The 7,425-nt window shown below is 39.7% G+C and carries 7 protein-coding genes; 6 read left to right on the top strand and 1 reads right to left on the bottom strand.

Features of this window, described 5'->3' with window-relative positions:
* The 5 genes from EGD97_RS12005 to EGD97_RS12720 all read left to right on the top strand — a co-directional run.
* Positions 1 to 1,361: glycoside hydrolase family 66 protein (locus EGD97_RS12005; RefSeq protein WP_127837539.1), on the top strand; the 1,361-nt coding region annotated here is incomplete at its 5' end.
* 15 nt (positions 1,362 to 1,376) lie between these two features.
* Positions 1,377 to 3,008 carry a glycoside hydrolase family 13 protein gene (locus EGD97_RS12000; RefSeq protein WP_127837538.1) on the top strand — a complete coding sequence of 544 codons (1,632 nt, stop codon included), beginning with the start codon at positions 1,377 to 1,379 and terminating at the stop codon, positions 3,006 to 3,008.
* Between the two features lie 182 nt (positions 3,009 to 3,190).
* Positions 3,191 to 3,433: a DUF5071 domain-containing protein gene (locus tag EGD97_RS11995; protein ID WP_228202031.1), complete on the top strand. Its 243-nt coding sequence runs from the start codon at positions 3,191 to 3,193 to the stop codon at positions 3,431 to 3,433.
* A gap of 65 nt (positions 3,434 to 3,498) precedes the next feature.
* The gene (locus tag EGD97_RS11990) at positions 3,499 to 4,071 is read left to right on the top strand and encodes a class I SAM-dependent methyltransferase (RefSeq protein WP_127837537.1); all 573 of its coding nucleotides are present in this window, start codon (positions 3,499 to 3,501) and stop codon (positions 4,069 to 4,071) included.
* Between the two features lie 389 nt (positions 4,072 to 4,460).
* The gene (locus EGD97_RS12720) at positions 4,461 to 4,583 is read left to right on the top strand and encodes a hypothetical protein (protein WP_265936976.1); all 123 of its coding nucleotides are present in this window, start codon (positions 4,461 to 4,463) and stop codon (positions 4,581 to 4,583) included.
* Between the two features lie 262 nt (positions 4,584 to 4,845).
* Here EGD97_RS12720 and EGD97_RS11985 read toward each other — a convergent pair whose 3' ends face one another.
* Positions 4,846 to 6,621: a methyl-accepting chemotaxis protein gene (locus tag EGD97_RS11985; protein WP_127837536.1), complete on the bottom strand. Its 1,776-nt coding sequence runs from the start codon at positions 6,619 to 6,621 to the stop codon at positions 4,846 to 4,848.
* A gap of 275 nt (positions 6,622 to 6,896) precedes the next feature.
* Between EGD97_RS11985 and EGD97_RS12480 the strand changes: the two genes are divergently transcribed.
* On the top strand, positions 6,897 to 7,058 hold the full coding sequence (locus tag EGD97_RS12480; protein ID WP_164850220.1) for a hypothetical protein: 162 nt from the start codon (positions 6,897 to 6,899) through the stop codon (positions 7,056 to 7,058).
* Positions 7,059 to 7,425: the final 367 nt, after the last annotated feature.

Raw genomic sequence — 7,425 nt, 5'->3', positions numbered from 1 at the left:
ACTTTTTGCACCATCAACCCCTGGCAGAGGGCATTACGGCAGAGAACCCTGGGGTATGGAAGGATTGGTCCGGCAGAGAGATCTTCGGAGAAACCGTAGCAGACTATATAAGTGCCGCAAAAGAAAGGAATATGGCCAGCATGGCCTACAATATGATCTATGCAGGTACAGACACCTTTTTTGTGGATGAACAGGGGAACCCCACGGAAGCAAATCAGTGGAAGCTGTACTTTGCAGAGGACAATGATAGGGGCACCGGCAACTTTACCTTTCGTATGGGTATATCTCCCTCAGGTAACGGCAACCTTTATTTTATGAATCCCTTAAACAAAGATTGGCAGAACCACATTTTTACTGAAACACTAAAGATATTCGAAGCCTTTGACTTTGACGGCTGGCACGGAGACACTGTAGGTGAGTGGGGGAAGATGGTGACTGTAGATGGAGACCCACTGGGCTACAAGGAAGATGGAAGCCCAATATATTATGTGAAGGACACCTATACCCAGTTCTTAAATGCAGCCAAGGAAGCCCTTGGAGACAAGTATCTTTCCTTTAACCCTGTAGGAGCCCAAGGCATAGAGAATGCCAATATAAGCAGCACTGATGTGCTCTACACCGAGTTCTGGCCCTGGGACAATGATAGGGAAGGAAAGGCCTACAACACCTATGCTTCACTGGTAAGGGAAGTGGAACGGTCCATGGAAGATAGTAAGGAAAAGTCCATAGACGGCAAGGGTAAGTCACTGGTGGTAAAGGCCTATATAAACTACTACAAGACAAACGGCCATATGAATGCCCCGGGAGTGCTTTTGTGTGATGCTGCAGTCTATGCTGCAGGTGGAAGCAGGCTGGAGCTGGGAAATGGGGACAGGATGCTCCATGTGGAATATTACCCCGATGACCATATACTTATGGATGAGGAATTAAGGGCTAAGATGCAGGCCATGGCTGACTTTACAGTGGCCTATGAAAATATCCTTCGAGATGGTCAGTTCACCACAGGCAATGAAGTGAAAATAGAAGGCTATGCCCATGGAAAAGGGGGAGCTTCGGACAGCATTTGGACCTACACAAGGGCTGATGAAAATTATGAAATCCTGCACCTCATCAACCTTCTTGGAACAGATAATGAGTGGAGGGATGAGAGAGGAAAGAAGAATGCTCCCACAGAAGTGAAGGATGTAAAGGTAACCTACTATACGGACAAAGAAATAAGCAAGGTCTATCTGGCTTCACCGGATTACAACAAATGCAAAAGCACAGAGCTTAAATACGAAACCGGCGCCGATGATAAAGGGAAGTTTGTGACCTTCACGGTACCAAACTTACAATATTGGAACATGATATATATGAAATAAGGAGTGCAGAAAAAAATGAGGACAGAAGGCAGAAGTAATAAATGGTGGAAAAATGCAGTGGTATATCAGATATACCCAAAGAGCTTTCAGGACAGCAACGGGGACGGCATAGGAGACCTGCAGGGAATAATAAGCCGGCTGGACTACCTTCAGGAATTGGGGATTGATGCCATATGGCTGTCCCCGGTATACAAGTCTCCCCAGGATGATAATGGCTACGACATTTCCGACTATCAGGACATTGACCCCATGTTTGGGACTATGGAGGATATGGAGAGGTTGATAGCGGAAGCTAAAAGGAGAAACATATCAATCATCATGGACTTGGTATTGAACCATACCTCCGATGAACACAGGTGGTTTTTAGAAGCCAAAAAGAGCAAAGACAACCCCTATCACGACTACTATGTGTGGAGGGATGGGGTAGAAGGCACACCGCCCAATGACATGATAGCCTGCTTTGGCGGGTCAGCTTGGCAATGGGTACCGGAAGTGGGCCAGTATTACTTCCACCAGTTTTCTGTAAAGCAACCGGACTTAAACTGGGAGAACCCTAAGGTGCGTAGGGAAATTTACGACATGATCCTGTGGTGGATGGCCAAGGGCGTGGGAGGCTTTAGGCTGGATGTAATAGACCAGATAGCCAAAGAGCCGGATTTAAAAATCACCGGAAACGGACCAAGGCTCCATGAGTTTATCCGGGAATTATCCAAGGAAACCTTCCAAAAGGGCAACCTAATAACGGTAGGAGAGGCTTGGGGAGCTAACCCTGAGAGGGCAAAGCTCTACAGCAATCCTGATGGCAGTGAGTTCTCCATGGTGTTCCAATTTGAACACATAGGCCTGGACCAGGAGGAAGGTAAGTCCAAGTGGGATTTGGCCCCTTTAGACTTCCTGAAGTTAAAGAGGGTACTGTCAAAATGGCAGAAGGAGCTTTACCAGGTGGGCTGGAACAGCCTGTTCTGGAACAATCATGACCTGCCCAGAATTGTGTCTAGGTGGGGAAACGATGGAGACTACCGTGTGGAATCCGCCAAGATGCTGGCCACAGTTCTTCACGGCATGCAGGGAACCCCCTACATCTACCAAGGGGAGGAACTGGGCATGACAAATGTGAAATTCCCTATAGAAGATTACAGGGACATAGAGACCTTAAACCTATACGCTGAGCGTAAGGCAGCCGGCTATCCAATAGAGGACATCATGAAGTCCATCTACAGTAAAGGCCGTGACAACGCCAGAACCCCAATGCAGTGGGACAGCAGTACCAATGCCGGTTTTACAGATGGCACCCCATGGATCAAGGTAAATCCAAATTACACAGAAATAAATGCTGAGTCAGAACTTCATGACGAAAATTCAATTTTCAATTACTATAAAAAGCTGATCAGACTTAGAAAGGAATACGAAGTATTTGTGGAAGGGGAATATGAACTCTTGTATGAAGACCATCCGGACATATTTGCCTATACAAGAACCCATGGCGATACAAAGTTACTTGTAATAGCAAACTTCCACGGGGATACCATACCTTTTTCACTGCCAAATGAATTCGAAGGCAAATTAGAACTGCTGATCAGTAACTATGATGAGCCCCTTGCTGGAAGTTTGAGACCCTATGAGGCAGCAATGTACTTGATGAGATAGGGACAGAGGGACGTTGTTACTGTCCCGACTATTATGAATATATGATAATAGACCATGCAGCATGATTTCAGCTAAATTAACATTTATATTCACCATGAAATTCACATGGTGAATTTTTATTTTTAAAATCAATCACTATACCAAATATTTGAAGTATTCGATGTTATTCTGTATAATGAATATTGAAAAATTTACTTTCAATAAAACTGTTTCACTACTATGAAATACAACCAATTATTTTTGAACTACTGGAATGGTTACAAAATTATAATTGGCCCATAGCAAAAGAGATTTTACCAATCGTTGTTTTGCATCAAAATATTGTAATGCCACACATACTAACAATTTTGCAAGCCAACGATATAATGTGGAAATATAGAATTAGTAATTCCATATTTGATATATCCAAACAAGCAAGTGGTTAAAAAGCAATTTATTTAGTGACAAGTTTCAGATTATTTATAAAAACAGATGGAACGAGGTAAATAATATGGACTATATCGGTGGAGAGAAATACTGGGATGAAAACTTTGCAAGCAGACCAGATAAGCTGGGAGATACAGAACCATCACTTATTGATAATATAGAATACTTTAAAGCCGGAACAGTTCTCGACGTGGCCTGTGGAGACGGCAGAAATGCCTTGTATCTGACAGGGAATGGCTTTAAAGTTACAGGCATAGACTTTAGCAGTAAAGCACTTGAGCGGTTGAAGAGCTTTGCCCAAAGGCTTAACTTAACAGTGATTACACACCAGGTTGATTTAAATGCTCCGGGTTCTTTAGAAACTCTTGGCACTTTTGATAATGTAATAATCAATCACTATAGATTGAGCAAGGAAAATATTAAAACTATTAGTAGCCATATAACTGAAGGAGGCACTTTATTTGTTTGTGGTTATGGTCATAGGCATAAAGTTGATGCAAAATTTCGGGTGCAAGATTTAATACAGCCCACAGATTTTGAAGATATAGAAAGTTCCTTTGAGTTAGTGAAATATACTGAAAATCTGGTTGATGGAAAGTTTTTCGTAACATATATTTTTAGAAAGACAAACAGATAGGGTGACAAAAGGGTTTCGAAAAGAACATACCAAAACATATATTACTCCGAACGAATATTCCGGAGTATGCCAATAATATAGTTATAAAAACCTATGTTTAATCGTAGTTATAGCATAGGTTTTTTATATTTATATTGAAACATATGGCATTATCATGTACAGGACTTCCTTGAAAAGAATCCTGAGATAAAGAAAAAGACTGATAAGCAGTTTCAAGAAATGTTTGGTAAAAATAAGTTTAGTGTTCTGTGCCATAATCTAGAAGGGAGTGTTTCAAATATTGGACTACAGAAGAAGGTTCTTTTCTTGTTAATTCCAGCTTCATTGAAAAAGAATTAAAAAATCAAGGTGAAGCTGTATTATGGAGTTCCGTCGAAAATGACGAAATTGTGAACATAGAGGATCCCTTTGATATTAAATTAGAAGTTATAGATAGTGAAAAAAATAAGGAATTGGCAACTGCAAAAGTAACAATAACAAATAATAACGATTTTTATAAAGTAAATAAGTAGAATGATCTTCAAATAATTATTTTAAATTTAGGGCATATCAATAAAAACCTATGAAAACAACTAATTTTTTATGAAAGAGCCAGTCCTATTTCGGCCAGCGCACTGACATCTTTCCTTCGCTCACTGGTTCTCTTTTTCTTTTTGAAATAAAAAACAGCTTTCTATGATTTTTACTTTATCATAGAAAGCTGTTGAGGTACATTTTTACAGACTTTGCTTCAGGATGGGACACAAGCTACGTCCCTCTGTCCCAACTGTCCCATTACAACTTAAACTTAACAACAATTTCATCAAGGGTTTGGACGAGTTTCTTTAAGTCCTCAGTGGTTTCATAAATATTTTCCATAGCGCTGGATTGTTGTTCCACAGATGCAGATATCTCTTCAGCAGTAGCTGCAGATTCCTCGGAAACAGCTGAAATGTTCTGTATGGAAGTTATAACTTCATCTTTAGCATGATTCACATCTGAGATATTAGCTGTCAAAATATTTATTTCTGTAAGCATGTTGTTTACAGCATCTTCAATAGTTTTAAAGGCTTTGTCCGCTTCAGCTATGGTTAAGCTGGCTTCCTCTGTGCTTCTCTGGCTTATATCCATATTGGCCTTTGTCTTTGAAATCTCATGAAGTATATCCTTGATCATCACAGTGATTTCATTGGCTGATCTTGAGCTTTGCTCAGCAAGCTTTCTCACTTCCTCAGCAACTACAGCAAAACCTCTTCCGGACTCTCCGGCACGGGCAGCTTCTATTGCGGCATTTAAGGCAAGCAGGTTAGTTTGCTCAGCTATGCTTTCAATGGTATTTACAATTTCACCGATAGAAGTGGATTTATCTGCAAGAACATTGATATTCTTAGAAACCTCTTCATTGACCTTTACGCTCTTATCAAACTTTTCAACCAGTGATTTCATAGCCATCAGACCTTCTGAATTGATCTTCTGTGTGTGTCCTGAAAAATCTTTAACTGAGTTTGAACTGTTAACGCAGACACTGATATTATCGGCCAAGGATAAAAGCTTGTTGGCTCCTTCTTGAGCATCTTCAGCCTGGGAAACAGTCCCCTTTGAAAGTTCATCCACCGCAGCGGACACAGCCTGAATGGCTTGAACACTTTCATCAGTGGCATCTGCCACTGTGGTAGAGTACTGGAGCACCTGAGCTGCACTAAGCTGTAGCTGGTTTATGATAAGCCTCAACTTTTCCCGCAGTTCCTTAACGGAAACAGCCATTAGACCGGTTTCGTCCTTGTTCTTTAGAATCTTATCATTAATATTTTCTTCAGAAAGATCCAAGGTAGCCAACTTGTTTATTTGCTTTGTTACCAATACAATAGGCTTGGTGAGTTCCTTGCTTAATAATATAGAAGCAATAATTGCTAATATTATCGTTACAATTGCAATTGTAAACATCATAATAAAGCTGCCTTGAAGCTCCTTATCTAGAGCTTGTTTCTTTTCAGCTATCAGGACATCAATATCGTCAGTATAATTACCGGTACCAATAACCCAGTCAAATGGCTTAAAGGCTTTACTGTAACTTCTCTTAGGAAGAGGTTCGGTGCCACCGGCCTTAGGGAAGTAATAATCCGAGTAACCGCCACCTTCTTTTAAGCCGTTCTTGATTATTTCTTTTATGTGATAGAGTCCGTTTGCATCCTGTGAATCTATTCTGCTTTTTCCTTCAACATCTTGTCCTAACAGTACCACATTGACTCCTTCAGAAGTATCAATCCAGAAGTACCCATCCGCTCCATATCTCAGCTCTCTAACAAGATCCGCAGCTTGTTTTTTAGCTTCTGCTAGGGTTAGCTCTCCCTTTTCATATCTCTTATTAAAAGCATCCAATAGTGATATTACAGATTCAACCTGTTCTTTAATGTTTTTATCAAAGTCACTGCGCATGGTATCCTCTAAAGCAGATATCAGCGACAAATTTGTGTTGATTGTGTTATAGGTGGACAAACCGCCAATGACTATGGCAGTGAATAAAGTAGTGATAAGTGAAAGTATTATTATTTTAGAACTTATTCGTTTCATTCGCACATCTCCTATACTCTTAATTTTAATGTGATTTTACTAAATATATTATCTTGTTAGACAACTGCCTCCTTACAATTCCCACAATATATACCCCCACGAAGCTCATATCACACTTCTAATTTTATATTTACTACATATATCGTCAAAATTCGCATAAACTTAAGTTGAAGTTTATATATAAGGTGGAAAAATAAAGAATATTTCTAATGTTCAGGATTATAATATGGATTTTCGGGCAACCTATCATTGATTATACGAAAGGAGTTGATAAAATGACCGGTAGAAATGATGGAAATGCAAAAAGCAGAGGAGAGCATGATAGACCATCAAAGCATCCAAACAGACTAGATCAATTTGCTGATGACATGTTTGGCGACGAGGAGAAAGGATACAAAGAAAAAATCACTGCGAAAAATGAAAAACCCAATTGGTAGGGTGGGACAGAGGGACGTTGTTACTGTCCCTCTTTTTTAGGTGCCATCCACCTCACAAGTCACTTCGTTAAGTAAAATTTAAGCGATATATCTAAAATATTGTAATTACGTAATTTTATACTGTATAATTAAGTAACAGAGTAAAGTTATTTCTATTCCAGAGTACAATTATAGTACTTGATGGATAAGAGAGAGAGCTATATGAGTGAAAAAAATAGGGCGGTTTAATTAGAATAAAAGGAAATGTTTGAGGCTGCCTATATGTTCTATCTTTCAAAAATCAAGGTATGGCTTACGGATTGTAAATGTCAATATAATTTTGTACGAAAAGTGGAAAATAATTTTGTACAAAAAAGAGAATCAATAA

Origin of the sequence: Clostridium prolinivorans, assembly GCF_004011155.1 — a bacterium.
Taxonomy (GTDB): domain Bacteria; phylum Bacillota; class Clostridia; order Clostridiales; family Clostridiaceae; genus Clostridium_AT; species Clostridium_AT prolinivorans.
This window is presented reverse-complemented; position numbering and strand designations above follow the sequence as displayed.